This window comes from Micromonospora sp. NPDC048887 (assembly GCF_040649715.1).
Lineage (GTDB): Bacteria > Actinomycetota > Actinomycetes > Mycobacteriales > Micromonosporaceae > Micromonospora.
Map to the genome: position 1 here is coordinate 1 of NZ_JBEZGA010000042.1, position 1,040 is coordinate 1,040.

The window sequence follows — 1,040 nt, forward strand, 5'->3', positions numbered from 1 at the left end:
CTAGGGCGTGTTTCATAAGCCGGTCAGAGCCACTCGCAGATGATGGTGATGGTCAGGACGGCCTGGAAGCGGACGGCTAACTTGTCGTAGCGGGTGGCCACGCCGCGGTGGCGCTTGAGTCGGGCGATGCCGTTCTCGACGGCATGCCGCATCCGGTAGAGGTCTGGGTCGAACTTCGGCGGGCGTCCGCCGTGGCTGCCCTTGGCCTTGCGGTGGGCGTCCTGGTCCTTCTTTCGCGGGATGCATGCCTTGATCCCTCGCTTGCGCAGGTAGGTGCGGTTGCCGCGGCTGGTGTAGGCCTTGTCGGCCAGGACCAGGTCGGGGCAGGTGCGGGGTCGGCCGACGCCGAGGCGGGTGATCCGGATGCGGCGCAGGACGGGGATGAACTGCGGGCTGTCCCCACGATGCCCGGCGGTCACGGTCATCGACAGGACCTTCTGGCCCTGCTCGCAGGCCAGGTGAGTCTTGGTGGTCAGCCCGCCGCGTGAGCGTCCCAGCGCATGATCGGCCGGCTCGTCGTGCACGCCGCCGGGTGGTTCCTTCTGCAGGTGCCCGTCGGTGCGGGCGCCGGCGGCGTGTTGGTGGGCGCGGCTGGTCATCGAGTCCACGCTCACCGTCCACCCGATCCGACCGCCGGCGTCGCCAGCGGCTTGCAACGCCGACAGGATCTTGTCCCAGGTGCCGTCGCGCTGCCACCGGCGGAACAGGCCGTAGACGGTGGGCCAAGGCGCATACTCCGCCGGCACGTCCCGCCATGGGGCGCCGATCCGGATCCGCCACCGGATCCCGTCGATGAGCTGCCGTTTCTCCCACTTCGGCGGACGACCCGTAGCCGGCGCGGCAGGCAACAGCGGAGCCAGAACAGCCCACTGCCCGTCGGTCAGGTCATGCCGCCTCGTCACCGCTACGCTGGCCACGAGGTCTCCGGTATGAAGTTCTTGCTTGGTCGCAGAACCAGATACCGGAGACCTCTTCAGTTGTCGATCACCGCCACACCGTGACCTCGACGCTGCCAGCCCGACTTACGAAACACGCCTTAG

The 1,040-nt window shown here is 68.4% G+C and carries 1 protein-coding gene; it reads right to left on the reverse strand.

Features of this window, described 5'->3' with window-relative positions; all coding sequences use genetic code 11:
• Positions 1 to 23: 23 nt before the first annotated feature.
• Complete coding sequence (locus tag AB0C17_RS29055) at positions 24 to 917, reverse strand: IS5 family transposase (protein ID WP_357481442.1); 894 nt, start codon at positions 915 to 917, stop codon at positions 24 to 26.
• Between the last annotated feature and the right edge of the window lie 123 nt (positions 918 to 1,040).